The 17061-nt window shown below is 46.0% G+C and carries 15 protein-coding genes; 14 read left to right on the plus strand and 1 reads right to left on the minus strand.

The window, feature by feature from the left end; genetic code table 11:
- The first annotated feature begins 8 nt into the window (after positions 1 to 8).
- From NST26_RS11395 to NST26_RS11455, 13 genes are all read left to right on the plus strand, one after another.
- The gene (locus tag NST26_RS11395) at positions 9 to 1115 is read left to right on the plus strand and encodes a 2-oxo acid dehydrogenase subunit E2 (RefSeq protein WP_340979144.1); all 1107 of its coding nucleotides are present in this window, start codon (positions 9 to 11) and stop codon (positions 1113 to 1115) included.
- A 49-nt stretch (positions 1116 to 1164) separates the two neighbouring features.
- On the plus strand, positions 1165 to 4497 hold the full coding sequence (locus NST26_RS11400) for a thioester reductase domain-containing protein (RefSeq protein ID WP_340980837.1): 3333 nt from the start codon (positions 1165 to 1167) through the stop codon (positions 4495 to 4497).
- 56 nt (positions 4498 to 4553) lie between these two features.
- The gene (locus tag NST26_RS11405) at positions 4554 to 5324 is read left to right on the plus strand and encodes a hypothetical protein (RefSeq protein WP_036724996.1); all 771 of its coding nucleotides are present in this window, start codon (positions 4554 to 4556) and stop codon (positions 5322 to 5324) included.
- Positions 5314 to 5814 (plus strand): hypothetical protein, encoded by a 501-nt coding sequence (locus NST26_RS11410; RefSeq protein WP_340979145.1) that lies wholly within the window; start codon positions 5314 to 5316, stop codon positions 5812 to 5814. The genes NST26_RS11405 and NST26_RS11410 overlap by 11 nt, the downstream gene beginning before the upstream one ends.
- A gap of 20 nt (positions 5815 to 5834) precedes the next feature.
- Positions 5835 to 6683: a thioesterase II family protein gene (locus NST26_RS11415; RefSeq protein ID WP_340979146.1), complete on the plus strand. Its 849-nt coding sequence runs from the start codon at positions 5835 to 5837 to the stop codon at positions 6681 to 6683.
- Positions 6661 to 7584 carry an ABC transporter ATP-binding protein gene (locus tag NST26_RS11420; protein WP_036724993.1) on the plus strand — a complete coding sequence of 308 codons (924 nt, stop codon included), beginning with the start codon at positions 6661 to 6663 and terminating at the stop codon, positions 7582 to 7584. The genes NST26_RS11415 and NST26_RS11420 overlap by 23 nt, the downstream gene beginning before the upstream one ends.
- A gap of 29 nt (positions 7585 to 7613) precedes the next feature.
- On the plus strand, positions 7614 to 8747 hold the full coding sequence (locus NST26_RS11425; RefSeq protein WP_340979147.1) for an ABC transporter permease: 1134 nt from the start codon (positions 7614 to 7616) through the stop codon (positions 8745 to 8747).
- Positions 8744 to 9892 carry an ABC transporter permease gene (locus tag NST26_RS11430; RefSeq protein ID WP_340979148.1) on the plus strand — a complete coding sequence of 383 codons (1149 nt, stop codon included), beginning with the start codon at positions 8744 to 8746 and terminating at the stop codon, positions 9890 to 9892. The genes NST26_RS11425 and NST26_RS11430 overlap by 4 nt, the downstream gene beginning before the upstream one ends.
- Positions 9893 to 9932: 40 nt before the next feature.
- A complete protein-coding gene (locus NST26_RS11435) occupies positions 9933 to 10622 on the plus strand; it encodes a 4'-phosphopantetheinyl transferase family protein (protein WP_340979149.1) in 690 nt (229 codons plus the stop codon).
- A 29-nt stretch (positions 10623 to 10651) separates the two neighbouring features.
- Complete coding sequence (locus NST26_RS11440) at positions 10652 to 11188, plus strand: hypothetical protein (protein WP_209878062.1); 537 nt, start codon at positions 10652 to 10654, stop codon at positions 11186 to 11188.
- Positions 11189 to 11259: 71 nt separating this feature from the next.
- Positions 11260 to 12897, plus strand: a complete 1638-nt coding sequence (locus NST26_RS11445; protein WP_340980838.1) for an FAD-binding protein — start codon at positions 11260 to 11262, stop codon at positions 12895 to 12897.
- Between the two features lie 16 nt (positions 12898 to 12913).
- Positions 12914 to 13624: a succinate dehydrogenase/fumarate reductase iron-sulfur subunit gene (locus NST26_RS11450; protein WP_340979150.1), complete on the plus strand. Its 711-nt coding sequence runs from the start codon at positions 12914 to 12916 to the stop codon at positions 13622 to 13624.
- Positions 13625 to 13674: 50 nt separating this feature from the next.
- Positions 13675 to 14166, plus strand: a complete 492-nt coding sequence (locus NST26_RS11455; RefSeq protein ID WP_340979151.1) for an LURP-one-related/scramblase family protein — start codon at positions 13675 to 13677, stop codon at positions 14164 to 14166.
- A 179-nt stretch (positions 14167 to 14345) separates the two neighbouring features.
- Here NST26_RS11455 and NST26_RS11460 read toward each other — a convergent pair whose 3' ends face one another.
- Positions 14346 to 15125: a helix-turn-helix transcriptional regulator gene (locus tag NST26_RS11460; protein ID WP_340979152.1), complete on the minus strand. Its 780-nt coding sequence runs from the start codon at positions 15123 to 15125 to the stop codon at positions 14346 to 14348.
- A gap of 169 nt (positions 15126 to 15294) precedes the next feature.
- Between NST26_RS11460 and NST26_RS11465 the strand changes: the two genes are divergently transcribed.
- Positions 15295 to 17022, plus strand: coding sequence for an extracellular solute-binding protein (locus NST26_RS11465; RefSeq protein WP_340979153.1), 1728 nt, complete (start codon positions 15295 to 15297; stop codon positions 17020 to 17022).
- Positions 17023 to 17061 lie beyond the last annotated feature (39 nt).

Consider the following 17061-nt stretch of genomic DNA (forward strand, 5'->3'; position numbering starts at 1 on the left):
AGGCGGGTATGAGACCAATTGTTGTTCCACAGTTAAATGCGAATGATAACAGCTGCTTGATCCAGAACTATTATTGCGCGGAGGGCGAATTCATTCATTCCGGTGATCTAATTACCACCTTGGAGACCTCCAAGGCAGCTATTGATATCGAATGTGAAGCAGACGGCTATTTTTATCCTGCGGCTAAAGAACAAACCGATGTGAGAACCGGCGAGGTTATTGCCTTTGTTTTTGAGTCCCTCCAAGAGATGAATACATACAAGGAATTATCCGTGGGCAGTGCCACAGCAGAGAGCACAGCCAATTACAAACTTTCCAATCAGGCAGAAGCGTTTGCCGCATTGCACCAATTTTCGCAGCAGGAGCTGTCAGCCTTAAATAAGAAATTGATTAAATTAAGTGACTTGGAAGAGCTGCTGAAGCAAAGAATCGATGGGGATGAGGCCCGGATTCTCTTGAGTAAGAATCAAAAACAGGTCTCTAAAACAGTAGCCGAATCGCATACGAATATTCCAAACGCCTTTTTATTAATGAAAGTATATTGTGATGAAGCTCTAACCGGAATGCGGGAAATCGGTGAGCAGCTTGAGGCCATTGTAGGGTTTGGAGAAGTATTACCGGTGCTGCTGGTATCGATCAAGGATGAATTCCCGTTGATGTACGGAAAGCTGAAGGATGAAGATACATTTATTCCTGCTGCTGAAGTCAATGTCGGTGTGACCATCGATGTGGGGACAGGTCTCTACATTCCGGTAATTAAAGCTGAACACGCTGGAAGGATTGAGCATACTGCAGAAATAATGATGGAATATAAATATAAAGCATTAAGAAGCAGTTTTGCCGAAGCGGATCTGATGGGCGGAACGATAACGATTAGTCTGAATACAAGCGCCGATGTGGTCAGCGTCATTCCCATCATTCTGCCGGGCCAGACCGGGATGATCTCCGTGGGTGCGGTAATGAAGGAATTGGTCCTGAAGGAAGGGACGGTGGCAGAAAGAAGCTATATCAATCTTGGCCTGGCGTACGATCATCGTGTAGTGAACGGATTCTATGCGGTCGAATTTTTGGCGCGGCTGAAGAGCAAGCTTGAACATTTTGAGATCAATGTGTAAGGTGTGAGCCCGGAAGTGGAGAGTGAAGGAGGAGGATGGAGTGAGTGACATGCCGCACAATATTTATATATTGTCCAGCTTCACTGCTGATTTACTGGAAGACTATCTTGAAGAAGATATCAAGGAACTCGGGCTTCAGTCCAAAATTGAAACCGGACCTTATAATCAGATTATATCCCAGTGCATGGACCCGGACAGCTTATTATTTCAGAAGAAACCGGATTATTTAGTCATCTGGACCCGGTTGGAAGACATTATAGGCCGGAAAGATTTCTATCGGAAAGAGAGCTTTAATTCATGCAAGGCTGATCTGTCGATGTTGATCGAAGCCGTTCTGTATGCGAAGGCGGCACTCCGCTGCAAGCTGATTTTTATGCTCCCTCCTGTCTATGAGAACAGACCTCTGGGGGTCGGTGACCTGCAAATTGTGTACGGTGCAATGGAAACGTCCATGATGCTGCGAAAGTTTATGATGGATAAGCTTAGATTCGTTGAAGGCATATACCTGGCAGACGGGGAAGAGCTGGTCCGCAGATACGGCGCAGATCAGAGCTATCACATGGGCATGTATGCTTTTGCCAAGGCTCCTTATGTGAATAGCATCTACAAAGAGGCTGCAAGACAGATTAGCCGGCTCATCAAGCTGGATCTGAGAAATAAGCGCAATATTCTTGTCTTTGATGCGGATGTCCTATTGTGTGAGCAAGAGGAACAAGCAGGACACGCAGTTCTTCATCAATTGGATGAGCAAAGAGTGGTTACGGATGATTCCTACCTTTTATTTCAGCGCTATCTGCAGGAACTTGTAAGCTGGGGAAATGAAATCATGCTGTGTTCAAGATCCGCTCCAGGACAATTGAATGCCATATTGGACAGGGAAGATCTCATCCTCACCAAGCAAGAATGTAAGTATATGAGCTGTGAGTGTGAAACGATAACAGAAGCAATCCTGCAAATACATAGAGAACATGGCGTTTCACTGGATCAATTCATTGTACTGGATACGAAAGAACTGTACCTAAACGGAATACGCCAGCTGCTGCTGCCGGAGGATTCTACACTTTGGATGCAGAGCGTAGAGGCCTCGGGGATTCTGGATTATATATCCGTTGAAGCTTCCCGTTACAGCAATGGCGAAGCTGTCTTGGCAGACAACACTGAGGAATACAGTCTGGAGGAATTCCTTCAATCCATCCAGCTGGAAGTCACTCTACGGGAAATCAATGAGCTGCAGGCCGAACTGATCGAGCATATCCTCCATAATACCAAAGACTTCAACCTGACAGGATTACTATGGACACAGGAGGAAATCATCGGAGCGCTTAACGGGGATAATCAATTGATTTATTCCGTAAAGGTACAAGACAGATTTGGAGATTACGGCATGGCCGGTACCATCATTGGGACAGTTAATAAGAAGAGCTTCAAGGTTGACGCTCTGCTCTTAAATTGCCGGGTGCTCGGTAAAAATGTTGAATATCATTTAATGAAGGAATTAGCCAATAGAATTAGAGAACACCAGTGTGACTCTATAGTGTTCCACTATCAATCCAGCGGCAGGAATGAGAGTGCGGCTCAATTTCTGGCCAGGATTACCCGCACGGACTTGAAGCGTGTTCACACAGGTGAAGCCCTGACAATTTCTTGTGAAAAGCTCGAGGATTATGCGAATGAAGCACTTCATCCTAACAAAGCAGACCAAGAACCGGATATGCCAGACAAACCGCACAAGGCAGACCGCAGCTTGGACCCCTACCAGTTCATTTTCAACAGATGGAATAAGCTGGATGAAGCCGAAAAAGCTCAAATTAACGATCTGGTTAGTCATACAAAGTCTATTGAAGAAATAATGAGGGCGATTGCGGATTCGAAAATGAAAACAAGAACAGGCGTTAAGGCTGAATATCTGCAGCCGAGAACGGAAACGGAGCAAAAAATTGCCGCCCTGTGGGCAGATATTCTTAACGTTGACAAAGTAGGAGTTTTGGATAACTTTTTCGAACTTGGCGGAACCTCCATCATGGCGGCCCAGCTCATTGTAAAGTTCAAGAATGCCTTTGATATGATGCTGCCGGTGCGGATATTCTTCGACAGTTCGTCCATTGAGCAAATGGCGATGTATATTGAAGCGGTCAAAAGCGAGCAAAATAAACAGGATATTAATGAATCCGCCGTAAGTAATTTCCGCTATAAGACCCGGGAATTCTTGAAAAATGAGGTGTGGCTGGACGAGGAAATTACCGGAGCTAAGGAGCTTCAAGCGTGGGATCATACCCGGATCCATAACGTCCTTTTGACCGGTGTGACAGGATTCCTGGGGGCATTTCTGCTGCAGGAGCTTATTACTATGACAGATTATCATATGGTGCTGCTGGTCCGTGCGGACAGTGTGCAGAGCGGCTACGAGAGAGTAGTGGCTAATATGGAAATGTACAATTTATGGGACGAAGCTTACAGAAGCAGAATAGAAGTCTGCACGGGCGATCTTGCCAGACCTTTGCTCGGACAACAGCTGCAGGATTTCAACGAATTGGCAGTTCGAATCGATTCCATCTATCATGCGGGCGCTATCACTAATTTCCTGGAGCCGTATAACAAGATTAAAGATGTAAACGTACAGGGAGTTCAGGAGATTTTACGTCTGGCATCCACTCATAAGTTAAAGCAGGTACATTACGTGTCAACTCACTATGTATTCTCTACGCTCTCACACGAAAACGGCTATATCGCATACGAGGATACCATTCCGTCCGATCATGAGGTGCTTGTACTGGGATATCAGCAAAGCAAGTGGGTTGGCGAGAGAATAATGGCTCTGGCCAAAGAGAGAGGCATTCCGTTAAGTATCTACCGCGTCGGCAGAATATCCGGCTCCAGTACCACAGGGGCATGTCAAACCAGAGATATCATGTGGCTTATGATCAAAAGCTGTGTAGAAGCAGGAGTATTGTTCGAGGAGAATGTGAATATAGAATTTATTCCAGTGGATTATGTCAGCAAATCTATTGTGGCATTGTCCATCCAAGCGGGATCAAGCAACAAAAACTTCCATATTGTAGCCAGTAAAATGAACACACTAAATCAAGTGTATACCTGGATGAATTCGTATGGGTTCAAAGTTGAAAAAATGCCCTATGAGCAGTGGAAGGATGAATTGGTGGACAGAGTTGCCGAGAATCCTAATCTGAATACCACCAAGGCTATGCTGCCGTTCATTCCCGAAGATATGGGTGAATGGGATGTGGAAATTACGTATGACACTACCAATGTTACCAAAGGCTTGAGTGAAACCACCATCACTTGCCCAGAGGTAGGAGAGGAGGTGTTCAACCGTTATTTGGATTACTTTGTGAAGACAAAGTATTTTGAGTTAACACCCTGAGGGCAAGTGGATGATCTGAAAAGTTTACATTATATGATTTTATAGGAGGAACAATGATGAAGGAAAGATTGGATGTAATGACAGCAAAAAAAATGAGCCTGTACACTAGCGGGATGTGGGTCTCTCTCCTCATAGGCTTGCTCTACGTGGGAATAGGTATTCTGATGCCTATTGATCCGGCGGAGAAATACAGAGGAACGGAATTCTATGAGCAAATTGCCGCCCATCCGTTTATTCCGCATTTATGGAGATATATCTTCGTAGCGATCGGCTTCTTGTCCATCTACTGGATATCGGCAGCAGTTTCAACATTGAGATCCAAAAGCTATGAATGGGAAGGCTTTTACAAATGGGTAACCATTGTTGGTTATGGCGGCGCCGGCTTGCTGTCCTTGGAGTGGATGAGAGAAATTTTTATTATGAAGGTTATGACTTTGTATTCCACAGGCAATGAAATGTACCGGGTAGCCTTGGAAGTAGCAGCTTTCCCGCTCGACCCTGACTTTATCTGGATGTTTGGCGGCTTTGGATTATGGTATCTGGTAACTTCGCTGTTGGCCAAAAGAAATCAGGTGTTCTCCTCCAAGCTCAACATCTTGGGCATTATCGTCGGACTGGATTTGATCATCACCATGGTTTTTGCCATGACGGACACAATCATTTATTTCGATGGCGGTCAGATGACGGTGATGCAGATTACGGCTCTCCTCGGCGGTATTATGGGGGCTGTGTATCACATCTGGATGTTCTTTGATATGCGAAAGAATCAAGCGCAGTTCGAAAAAAGCATGACTACCTTGCTGGAGCAAAAAAAGAGTGCGGCATAAAAGCATGCAACCCATCCTAACTAAAAACAGGCTCGGCTTTTCTCTCAAGGGCCTTATTATTCTTTTGTTGGTATTGCTTCCTAATCTGCTATTTTACGCATTTGCGATAAACGGAACTGCCGGAACCGGGGCGGCCTTTAACAACAAGGTTGAAATGATTAGTTATATTGAACGTGTTAGCCAAGTGTTACTTATGCTTGTATTAATTTTCCGCGTAAATAAAAGCTCCCCGTCATTGCAAAGCAGGTATGTGGTTGGAATGGCCGTATTTTTACTGCTCTATTACGCTTTATGGATTCGTTATTTTGCGGGCGGGATGGACTATACCTTGATCAGCGGGACTTTTTTCGTATTCATGGGGATGTCCGTCTTCCCGTCCGTGTATTTCGCTTTAGCAGAGAAATGGCTGGGGGATCATTTGGGAGTGGGGATCGCCATTACCTTTGGGGTATTCCATACCCTTAACACCTATCTGAATTTTGCAGCTTAATGAGAATAGTGGAGGGTAACATGAAACAAGAGGTTAAACCATGGTTTTTTTTCAAAAGAAACGCCGAAAAGTCCGAAATCAGATTACGCTTGTTTTTGTTCCCTCCTGCGGGCGGGGATGTGTCAACCTTCCTGCACTGGGAAGAGCAGATGCCGCGAGATGTGGAGACCTGCTTGGTCAGGCTGCCGGGCAGAGGGGCCAGAATAACGGAACCGGCCATTGATAATGTGGATATACTTACAGATCTATTGCTCCAGGAAATGAAAGAGTACACGGATGTGCCCTACGTGTTGTTCGGGCATAGCATGGGAGGGCTGGTCTCCTATGAGCTGACGCAAAAAATATATAAGCAGGGGCTTAACTTACCGGAATATGTAATTATATCAAGCATGAAAGCACCCAACTATATGAACAAGTTCACGGAGAGTCTGACCGAAGACGGAAATGACAAATTATATCTGAAGAGCAATACTGAATTTATGGATACAATCATCGGTCTTGGCGGAATCCCCGACGCTTTCAGTGAAAACAGAGAGTTTCTGGAGTTAATCCTGCCTACCTTTAGAAAAGATATGAAAATGTGTGAAACGTATAATCCTGAGAATGCGCAAGCTATCCCGGTGTCATTTGATATCTATGGCGGGAACCGCGATAGCATTGCTACTAAGAAAGAACTAGAGGGATGGAAGAAATACACCACCCAAAAATATGCACTCACCCTCTTTCAGGGGAACCATTTTTATTTCATGGATAATCCCAATATGCTTCTGTTCCATCTGCGCAATAAATTAATGGATATAGGGAATAAGCTTACGGATCAAACTCATAGAGAGTGGAGGATGAAAGATGAATGTGATTCAAATCGATAATTTGGTCAAAAAGTTTGGTGACTATACAGCAGTAAACGGACTCAATCTGTCCATTGAAAAAGGTGAGGTGTTTGGTCTGTTAGGCCCGAATGGAGCCGGCAAGAGCACCACGATTAATCTGGTATGCGGCCTGCTGCATGCGACATCGGGGAACATCAGGCTATTCGGAAATAAGGTGGAGGATGAAAAAAGAAAGCTTGGCTTTGTCCCGCAAAACATTGCCCTGTATGATAATTTCACTGCGTATGAGAACGTGAAGTTCTTTGGTGAGCTGTATGGACTGAAGGGGAAAGAATTGGAGAATGGAATCGATGAAGCTTTGGAATTCACCGGCTTGTCCGATGTCAAACGTAAAAAAGCGAAGACGTTCTCCGGCGGGATGTTAAGACGATTGAATATTGCCACTGCTTTGGTCCATCAACCGCAGATTCTTATTATGGATGAGCCAACGGTCGGGATTGATCCGCAGTCCAGAAACCACATCCTGAAGTCTGTCCAGCGGTTAAATGAGAAAGGCGTGACGATTGTCTACACAACACATTATATGGAGGAAGTTGAAGCGATCTGTAATCGCATAGCCATTATTGACAAAGGCCAGGTCATTGCTTCGGGTACAAAGAAAGAATTAACAGATCTGATCAGTGATAAGAAATCTCTGCAGTTAACCGTTGATGATGCTCTTGAACTGGATAAGGAAGCAATCTCCCATATTGATGGCGTGGTTAATGTGGAAATCAATGACAACCTGATCCAGGTGGAGTCGTTAAAAGAAAATGATAATTTGAATGCAATTATTGCATACGTAAACAGCAAAAATGTGAAAATCAGAAGTATCGGCACCACAGATGTTACGTTGGAAACCGTATTCCTGACATTGACAGGGCGCAAATTACGCGACTGACCATAGAGTCTAGAGGAAAGGAAGATCATATGTTTCAGATCATAAAGAAAATCATTAAAAATCAAATCAGAAATCCAAAGTGGTTATTATTCTTGATGATATTCCCTATCTTTTTAATGATTCTGATCGGTTCGATTCTAACGAGTGCTTTCTCCGATAAATCAAATCTGACCAAGGTTGACGTTGCGTTGTTCAATCAATCGGAAGGAATGGCAGCCGAGGTTATTGATGCCTTAACCACAGCTTCTGTATCCATCGAAAAAGATTACGGGATCAAAATGGGCTACACCGACTCAGAGAAAGAAGGAAAAAAAGAGGCGCGGGTGAACAAAAAAGTATTCGTGCACCTGGATAAGGAGAAGATCCTGGTCTACGGAAATGAATCGGAGCCGTTAAATACAGCGAGAGTGGTAGCCTTATTCCGCAGCGTGGCCAGCAGCATTCAGACGGTTAAGGAAGCCTATAAAATAGACGGGGAAAAAGCGATTGAACTGATTGGCGCGGATAATGCCACGTATGAAGTGCCTGTAGAGCTGATTCCATCCAAAAGTGCCATGAGCTCCTATGATTACTATGGGGTGGTGGAATTAACGCTTATGGTGATGTATATGATGCTGATTCCCATTGGGGATTTATTTACGGACAAAAGAACCAAAATCAAAGAGAGAATTTTACTTACAGGACTTAGCAGGGTAAAGTATTATTTCGCTTCGTTGGCTGCGTATTCCATTTTTGCCTTAGCGGTGTTCATTCCAGCCTTTATCTTCTCTATCACATACTTGGGAGTAAACTGGGGCAATTATTCTGTGCTCATGTACTTGTATATCGTTTTATTTGCCATATTCAATGTGGCGCTAGGCATGTTATTGGCCCAGTTATTAAAAGCCCGCGGCAAAGTGGATGTGATTCTGTCTGTGATTATCCTGCCGATTTTCTCCTTTCTCGGGGGATCGTATACACCCTTCCCTTATGATATGGGCGGTGTTTTCGGCAAGATCCTGCTGGTCTCCCCGTTAAGATGGGTGAATGTCGGCATTTTCAAAAGTGTCTACGCGCAGGATAGTCAAGTAATCTGGGTAAGCTCTGCCATATTTCTCCTTTTAATATTCATCTGTCTCTTTATTGTGGTTGCAAAAGAAAAGAAGGAGGAATTAAGAGCATGAAAACATTTTATGCATTAATAAAAAATAACTTAAGAATTTCGATAATGCATAAACCGATTTCTTTTCTGTTAATGACCATTACTCCGATCATCGTCCTGATTATTGCCAGTAAGCTGGTCAGCTATTCCACAACCTTTGTTAACGTAGGCATTGCGGATGGGGATCATAGCCGGGCCTCAGAAGCCGTAACCCAAATTGTCGGCGGTCTTGAGGGCATTAAGGTCTTCTATATGGATGAGAATGAAGTGGAGGCTAATTTTCAAAGTAATAAAATCAATGCGGCTTTGGTCATCCGCAGCGGATTCCAGAATGGATTGTTAAATAATTCGATCGAGAAGCTAGTAGTGAAAGGAAATGAAGAGCAGAACGTCTATACCCTGCTACAGGCCATCCTCAAGAATCATTTGTTGAATTTACGTAACTTGGGCAAGATTTCTGGGGGGGATGCTGCTGTATTCGAGAATGCGGTAGGCAATTATATCGCCAGCTCTGAGTTTGTGGAGAAAACCTCTCTTAACGATTTGTATACGGAATACAACAATTCCAATATCTTTGTCGGATTTTTGATCCTGTTCATTTTCTTCAATTCATCAGCTATAGCGAATGTAATCAATACGGATAGGGAGCGCAATATTTACGCCAGGATCTTCCTCTCTCCGGCCAAAGTATGGATGTATTATCTGTCTAATGTACTCTGCAATCTGGTCATCGTCGCCTTTCAAATCCTGGCCGCAGTCCTGAGCATGGAATATTTCACGAATACCTCCATTGGCGTGGAGCCCGGTGTGCTGTTTCTGATTCTCTTCCTGACGGCGTTGGTGGCGGTCTCCTTGGGGACATTCTATGTTTCCATTACGGAAGAGGCGGATGCGGCTTCAATGATTTCCAATTTTGCGAACCTGCTGATTGTTATCCTGGGCGGCTGCTTTATTCAGGTGGAGCTGTTTCCTAAATTAATCAATGCCATTTCCTATATTTCACCGGCAAGATGGGCAATGGGAAGTATTCTGGATTTACAGCAAGGATTAACCTTGGGAGATATAGCTGGAAACGCGTTTTTACTTGGCGGAATGGCAGCGGTGATTCTAGCCGTGTCGGTAATCATAACCAGCAAGCGGGAAAAGAAATTCAGAAGTCTTTCCTAAGTGGCAACTAATTCAACTAGACAAGGATAGGAATATAACTATGGCAGAACTCTATTATATGAATATCGAAGACCCCATACGTGCTGAAGATTATCAGACGTTACTGGGCATATGTGCCTCAGACAAAAGGGAAGCCATACACAAATTCAGATTTGAGGCAGATCGAAAAAGAACCTTGTACGGGGAAGTGATGGCCAGATTCATGATCACAAAGAAAACTGGAGTAACGATGAAAGACATTGAATTTGACAAAAATTCATACGGAAAACCTTATGTAAAGGATCAGAATGAGATATTTTACAATATATCTCATTCTGGAAAGTATGTAGTCTGCGGATTGGATACTGAGGATATTGGAATAGATATTGAAGAAATTCGGGACATTGACCTGGATATTGCTAAACGCTTCTTCCATGTCAAAGAATATGAGGATATCATTTCTCGGGAAATAAGAGAGCAGGCTCATTCGCTGTATGATTTCTGGACGTTAAAAGAAAGTTATATTAAGTTTTTGGGCGTCGGGCTGAGTAAGCCGCTGAACTCATTTTATTTCATGATTAATGGAGAATCCGTACAGCTCTGCTCCCAAGAAGACCATACAGTTTATTTTCACCGTTACTTGCTACAGGATAATTACAGGCTTGCCGTTTGCGTAAGCACATCTGATCTTATCCATATGAAAAAAATATTACTTCATGACCTTGTAGCCTACATTAAGAGTGAAAGTTAATGGATAAAATCTGGTAAGGAGTCCCTGGCATGAAGAAAATAGTTGCGATTTCCGGAGCATTAAGCACTTTGTTTTTTTTGATACATCTTATAGTGGCCTGTATCTATTACGCAGGAATCATGCCGTATGGATATATTCATATGACCATCGGCGGCATTCTGTCCATTGTCATGTCCGTCCATATGCTTTCCGCTATCTTCCTGATGGTGAAAAATCGCCAAAGGGATAAACAAGCCAAGCAATATCCGCAGCTCAATATGGGCACTGTAATCCAGTCCGCAACAGGTATTTTCACAGGGATATTTTTATTGGTGCATATCCTGGTGATTGAATTAAGTAAAAGGATAGACGGGACTGTGTTTAATATTATTTATGTTTCAGCAGAGTTTTTGTTTCTCTTAACTGTAGGTCTGCATATGGCCATCAGCGTGCCCAAGCTCTTTATATCCATGGGAGTCATTAAAAAACGGGAGAATTACCCGCTCTTCATCAGAGGGACCTATGTCTTCTTAGCCTTGGTGCTGGTGATGTATATGGGTTCCCAAATTATGTTCTGGGCAGCATAGACAGCCGGGTGAACCTTGTTGTCTGAGGGAGAGAGAGGAGTGTCAGCATTCGGATGAAGAATATACTTGTAATGGGCAGTGGCCTGGCCGGAATGACGGCAGCGCTGAAGCTTGCGGAAGAAGGGGCAGCTGTTACCTTGGTGTCACCGGCGTATTCAGAGAGAGCACAGTCTGTAATGGCCATGGGCGGAATTAATGCTGCCTTGAATACCAAACAAGAAGATGATTCGATAGATGAGCATTTTGCGGATACCATGCGGGGAGGCAGTGATCTTAATGACCCTGATGCCGTGGCTAATCTGGTACAGAGGGCTCCTGAAATCATCCGCTGGCTTGAAGAAATCGGTGTGAATTTCACCCGGGATGAGAAGGGCAGAGTGGATCTACGGAATTTCGGCGGACAAAAAAAGAAACGTACTGCCTACGCCGGTGCGCGTACCGGTAAACAAATTGCCACAGCTATCATAGCTAAATGCCGGAAATATGAAGCTGCTGGCCAAATCAAGCGGCTGACGGGTTGGAGATTCCACTCCCTGTTAATAGAGGGTAAGGAATGTGCGGGTGCTGTTCTGTTGCACGAAAACACGAACGAATTGCAAAGCCTGGTTGCCGATGCTGTGATTATGGCCGTCGGAGGGCCGAATGGCGTTTTCGGAAAAACTACCGGCTCCAGATTAAATGACGGCTATGCCGCGGGAATGCTGCTTGAACAAGGGGTCGAATTTTCGAATCTGGAGATGATTCAATATCATCCTACGACAGTACATACCCCTTCCAAACGTATGCTGATTACGGAGGCTGCACGTGGCGTCGGAGGAAGATTGTACGTCATCAAAGAGGGGCAGCCCTGGTACTTCATGGAGGAATGGTTTCCGGGATATGGGGCATTAATGCCGCGTGATGTGGTAAGCCAGAGTATCTATAAAGTATGTAATGAGATGAAGCTGGGCATTAACGGGAGCCAGGAGGTTTATTTGGATGTCTCTCATCTGTCCCCGGAAATTATTGATGTACAGTTAGACGAAGTTGTCAGCATCTGTTCGAAATTCTTAAACGTTAACCCGTATAAGGAACCCATTCCAGTGGCTCCAGGGATTCATTACTTTATGGGGGGAATCAAGACGGATAAGAATCACACCACGAATCTAGCGAGACTTTTTGCCGCAGGAGAATGCTCCGCTCAATATCACGGGGCCAACAGACTGGGCGGAAATTCGTTATTAGGCGCGATTTGTGGAGGATGGGTTGCAGCCGAAAGCTCTCTAATGGTCGGCCCAATGGATACTGCTGCCGCAGAAAAAATAGGTGAACAGCAGCTGGAGACAGCAAATCAGGAGCTGCAGCATTGGGAGAAGAGGGCGAATACTTCTATAAAAGGCTATTTTCAGATTAAACAAGAATTATCAGAGCTTATGTATGGCGCCATGGGTATATATAGAAAAGAGAGACAGCTGCTGGAAGCCAAAAAAAGGCTGGAGGCAATGAACAACGACACCGCAGAGTCATGGTATCATCATCATTTTTATGAATACAAAACATTATCAGCCAATATTTTATTGGCAAGGGGAATGGTCGAGTCGGCATTGGCCAGAAAAGAGAGCCGGGGGGCACATCAGAGAATCGATTATAGTGAAAAGAATGATACACAATTCAAGAAATCTACGAATGCAGTATTTCTGAATAATAGTATCTGCATTGAGTTTAATTAAGAAAAGAGGCAGTACTATGAGTATCAGGATTAATATCAAGCGGCAGGAAAATGGGGCGAAGGAAGCCTACTGGCAGAGCTTTGAATACTCGGGTGAATTACATGTATCCATAGGGACTCTAATTAATAATTTGAATAGTGAAATGCTGGAAAAGGACGAGGGAGAACGGCCGATCCGCTTTGACTGCAGCTGTGAACAGGGGCTGTGCGGAGCGTGTGCAATGGTGGTGAACGAGAAGCCGGTACTGTCCTGCCAATTATTTTGCGATGATCTGGTACAAGAGAACAATGAAATTACGATTCATCCCCTAAGTAAATTCCCGGTCATAAGTGATTTGGCAGTGGACCGGAGTCAAATGTTTGAAGTGATGAAGGACATGAAGCTATGGCTGGAAGATCCGGCAAAGGTTAGAACCGCCAATTTAACGCTGCAATATGAAGTGTCCCAATGCCTGATGTGCGGCAGTTGTCTGGAGGTCTGCCCCAATTACAGCCTGGGTGAGTTATTTACTGGAATGTCCTCCGCGATGTCGATGACTAATCTGACCTTATTAAGTGAGGACAAAGCCTATAAAAAACAATATACCCAAAGAGTATATGATGGCTGTTCCAAATCTCTTGCCTGCCAGGAAGTTTGCCCCATGGACATTCCGATTGTGGAGGCGATCTCCAAAATGAATAGAGTATCGGTCTGGGGAATGTGGAACATGTTTGGGAAACATGGATAAAATGAAACTGATTGATATAATTACCAAACTACAATAGCGGAGGACACACCATGAAACAACTCTACATCAAGCAAAAGGTATTCAGCATAGGCGAGAAGTTCACGGTGAAGGATGAGCGGGAACAGGATGTGTATTACGTGGAGGGCAGCTTCATGCGGATTCCGAAGACGTTCTCGATTATGAATGCAGGCGGAAGGGAAGTAGCACAGATTACGAAGAAGGTGTTCAGCTTCCTGCCCAAGTTCTTCGTGGAAGCGGATGGCCGTGAGGTGCTCACCATTAAGAAGGAGCTGTCGTTCTTCAAGGCGCGTTATTCAATAGATTCGGCGGATATTGAGGTGCACGGGAACTGGTGGGATATGGATTTCCAGGTCTTGCAGCGCGGGGCGGTCGTCGGGGAAGTGAGCAAGAAGTGGTTCACCTGGGGCGACAGCTACAGTGTGGAGGTGCTGAATGAGGAGCTGGAGGCCATCATCATTGCGATTGTGGTGGCGATCGATTGTGTGAAGGCTGACGATCGTGCCTCCTCTTCTTCTCAGTAGCTATTAACAATCCTTTCAATTAGACCCTCTCCGGGCGGAGAGGGTTTTTGACATGCACCGGCAAGGTATGCTGCAAGATCATGAGTTCGCACCGGTGCTGGCCAAGTGCTGGCGGCCGTTTGTCAGCAAGTATTATGACTGGTCCGCGCAACGGCCGGAAGCCCCGATAGGCTCTGGAGTTAAGGCGGCGAAGCACCGGCCTTGGCCTGCCGCTGGTAATTTCTCGGTGTATACCCGGTCACCTGCTTGAATTGCCGGCAGAAATGCTCCACATTCGGATAGCCGCACCGTGCTGCGATATCAGCGATGCTCTCTGTGCTGTGGATGAGGTATTCCTTGGCCATGCGGATGCGGCTGTTAATGACATCCTCCATACAGGAGAGTCCGAAGGTTTTTTTGTAGATATTCTGAAGATAGCCTGAACTGATCTCCAGCACACCGGCCATTCTGGCTACGGTCCAGTACTCCCCGGGATTGGTCTGAATGGACGTGCGCAGCTTCAGCAGCTTGTAATATTGCGGGGTAATATTGTCCTGGAAATAGGATTCCCACAGCTTGTTGAACAGTGCGCGCAGGAGCAGATCGATGGAAGAGGCTTTACAGTCCCCGCCCATATGATGCTCGCTGGCCAGCAGCTCAAGCAGCTTTTGGCAATAGTCAGGGTCGCTAAGCGCAAAGGGAATGCCCAAGGGAAGCGGTGATTCCGTAATATAAGGCTCACTTGATTCAAAACGAATCCAGTCATTGATGAACTGGCCGGTGCAGGCCTGATAATAGACCTTCTGCTGCGGCTGGTAGAGAACTACGCTGTGCGCAGGGTATTGCTTGAGTCCGCTATGCACCCAGAATAGCGCCGGAGTCTTGGTAATGACCAGGAGCCAATGCGCACCAGCTGGAACATCTACAACGAAATTCGAAGCGTGTGTTGTATTGCACTCGACATAGTGAATAAGGGCCATCTCCATCCTCCTCCCGGCAAACATGCTTAATTATAGCATGGTTTTTTTGTGTTTTTGTCAATGCCGGATAAGTGAAGTAAAAATGTGAGCGTTGTCAATAAATAGGTGCCTCCCCCATAATGAAAGCGTAACCAAATAAAGACCACAATAATTGAACTGGGGGTTGACTATGAACACAGGTACAAGAAAAGGTCAGAGCCTACTGAAGAGCACTTCCATCCTGTTGTTGTCTGCACTGCTGTTGTCCGCTTGCTCGGGCAAGCTGGAATCCGGTAACGGCGGCAAGGAAGCGGCAGCCGGTAATGATCCGAAGCCAAGTGCAGCTGTAGATGAGAGTCCGCTCGGCAAATACGATCCTCCGATTGAGGTGTCGTTCGTCAGAGATCTGGGCGATGTGGTAGAGAATAACGTGCTTGGCGTATTGAAGGACGAGACGATTGATAATAACCGCTGGACCAAGTTGTATGAGGATCAGCTCGGCATCAAGATCAAATATAACTGGATTGTGAAGGGGAGCCAGACCTCGGATCAATATTTGCAGAAAATCAATGTCACCCTGGCCTCCGGCGATCTGCCGGATGTAACGCCGGTCAACGCCACCCAGCTGAAGCAATTGGCCGATTCGGACCAGCTTGAGGATATGACGGCGTTATATGAAAAGTATGCTTCCCCGTTCACCAAGAAGGTGCTCTCGGGAGAAGGAACGAGTGTGTTCGATGCCGCTACCTTTGACGGCAAGCTGATGGCAATTCCGAGCCTGGAATCCTCCATTGAACGCTCGATGTATATCTGGATTCGGACAGACTGGCTGGAGAAGCTCGGTATGCAGCCGCCGAAGACGATGGCGGATGTCCTGGCGATCTCTGAAGCGTTCGCTGATAAGGACCCCGACGGTAACGGCAAGAAGGATACCTATGGCCTTGGCATCACCAAGGATCTGTGGGGCGGGGCCATGGGACTGGAAGGCTTCATGGCCGGGTATAATGCCTATCCGAACATCTGGCTGGATGACGGAACCGGCAAGCTGGTCTACGGCAGTATTCAACCGGAAGTGAAGAAGGCGCTCCAGGTGCTGCAGGATATGGCCAAGAAGGGCCAGCTTGACCAGGAGTTCGGTGTCAAGGATGGAGGCAAGGTCTCCGAGCTGATCTCGGCCGGCAAGATTGGGATGGAGTACGGCGAGCAGTGGAATTCCATCTGGCCGCTGCAGCTCAACCGTGACAATGATCCCAAAGCCCAGTGGCAGGCTTTCCCGATTGTCTCGGAATCGGGCGACACGCCGAAGGTGCCGCTGAAGTTCAGCACAACCCGCTTCTTCGCAGTCAAGAAGGGCGCTGCCCATCCGGAAGCGGTGATCAAATTGTTCAACCTGCATGTCGAGAAGAACTGGGGCGAGACGGCCGAATTCGATAAGTACTATGCACCGCCGGAAGCGGAAAGTGTCTGGCAGCTGTCTCCGGTTACGCCGTATCCGGTCACGAAGAATGTAGATGCGTTCCGTGAGATTGATGCTGCCCGCAAGGCTGGTGACTTCTCTACACTGAAGGGTGAAGCCAAGACGATCCAGGAGAAGCTGGAGTCCTATGCTTCAGGTTCAACGGAGGGCTTCTCCCTGTGGGGCTGGGAGCGGATCTATGGAGAGCAGGGCTCCATGGGCATAGCTGACCAGTATATCAAGAATGACCAGTTCCTGCAGGAGAAATTCGTCGGCGCTCCGACTCCGACTATGGTCGAGCGCAAGACAACGCTTGAGAAGCAGCAGAATGAAATGTTTGTCAAAATCATTCTGGGTGACCCTATCGATAAGTTCGACCAGTTCGTGAAGGACTGGAAGAAGCTGGGCGGGGATCAAATTACGCAAGAGGTCAACGAATGGTACGCAGCGACTAAGAAATAAAGCGCCCCTGGAGGAAGAAAACGACCTTTTCTTCCTCCA

Origin of the sequence: Paenibacillus sp. FSL R7-0128, assembly GCF_038002245.1 — a bacterium.
Classification (GTDB): Bacteria; Bacillota; Bacilli; order Paenibacillales; family Paenibacillaceae; genus Paenibacillus_AQ; species Paenibacillus_AQ silagei.

Bases quoted from the DNA above. Each gene is read 5' to 3' on its own strand.
- NST26_RS11395 (WP_340979144.1), top strand. From the start codon at position 9: ATGAGACCAATTGTTGTTCCACAGTTAAATGCGAATGATAACAGCTGC.
- NST26_RS11400 (WP_340980837.1), top strand. From the start codon at position 1,165: ATGCCGCACAATATTTATATATTGTCCAGCTTCACTGCTGATTTACTG.
- NST26_RS11405 (WP_036724996.1), top strand. From the start codon at position 4,554: ATGAAGGAAAGATTGGATGTAATGACAGCAAAAAAAATGAGCCTGTAC.
- NST26_RS11415 (WP_340979146.1), top strand. From the start codon at position 5,835: ATGAAACAAGAGGTTAAACCATGGTTTTTTTTCAAAAGAAACGCCGAA.
- NST26_RS11420 (WP_036724993.1), top strand. From the start codon at position 6,661: ATGAATGTGATTCAAATCGATAATTTGGTCAAAAAGTTTGGTGACTAT.
- NST26_RS11425 (WP_340979147.1), top strand. From the start codon at position 7,614: ATGTTTCAGATCATAAAGAAAATCATTAAAAATCAAATCAGAAATCCA.
- NST26_RS11430 (WP_340979148.1), top strand. From the start codon at position 8,744: ATGAAAACATTTTATGCATTAATAAAAAATAACTTAAGAATTTCGATA.
- NST26_RS11435 (WP_340979149.1), top strand. From the start codon at position 9,933: ATGGCAGAACTCTATTATATGAATATCGAAGACCCCATACGTGCTGAA.
- NST26_RS11440 (WP_209878062.1), top strand. From the start codon at position 10,652: ATGAAGAAAATAGTTGCGATTTCCGGAGCATTAAGCACTTTGTTTTTT.
- NST26_RS11445 (WP_340980838.1), top strand. From the start codon at position 11,260: ATGGGCAGTGGCCTGGCCGGAATGACGGCAGCGCTGAAGCTTGCGGAA.
- NST26_RS11450 (WP_340979150.1), top strand. From the start codon at position 12,914: ATGAGTATCAGGATTAATATCAAGCGGCAGGAAAATGGGGCGAAGGAA.
- NST26_RS11455 (WP_340979151.1), top strand. From the start codon at position 13,675: ATGAAACAACTCTACATCAAGCAAAAGGTATTCAGCATAGGCGAGAAG.
- NST26_RS11460 (WP_340979152.1), bottom strand. From the start codon at position 15,125: ATGGCCCTTATTCACTATGTCGAGTGCAATACAACACACGCTTCGAAT.
- NST26_RS11465 (WP_340979153.1), top strand. From the start codon at position 15,295: ATGAACACAGGTACAAGAAAAGGTCAGAGCCTACTGAAGAGCACTTCC.